This is a genomic window from Klebsiella sp. K47, assembly GCF_051858335.1.
Classification (GTDB): Bacteria; Pseudomonadota; Gammaproteobacteria; order Enterobacterales; family Enterobacteriaceae; genus Klebsiella; species Klebsiella pneumoniae.
Genome location: NZ_JBPYUI010000145.1, coordinates 1 through 263, shown reverse-complemented (window position 1 = coordinate 263; position 263 = coordinate 1). Strand labels below are relative to the sequence as shown.

Here is a 263-nt window from a genome sequence, read left to right as displayed (position 1 = left end):
CCGTTCGCGTTGCTCGGGCGAGATGCCGATGCCTGTATCGCGAACGGTCAGGCGCAGCTGCTGCGCGCCGTCGGCATCACCGTCGAGCACCTCCAGCGCGATGCCGACCTCGCCGGCGCGCGTGAACTTGATGGCATTGCTGAGCAGGTTGAATGCGATCTGCCGCAGGCGCATGCCATCGACCAGGTGCATGGCCGCGAGCGCGTCGTCGATCTGGATCTGCAGCTCCAGCCCCTTGGCCACCGCCTGCGGGGCAAGCAGCT

Annotated in this window: 1 protein-coding gene; it reads right to left on the bottom strand. The window is 67.7% G+C overall.

Features of this window, described 5'->3' with window-relative positions; translation table 11 throughout:
• A partial coding sequence (locus tag RRF55_RS27475; RefSeq protein ID WP_439419226.1) for an ATP-binding protein occupies positions 1 to 263 on the bottom strand: 263 nt, incomplete at both ends.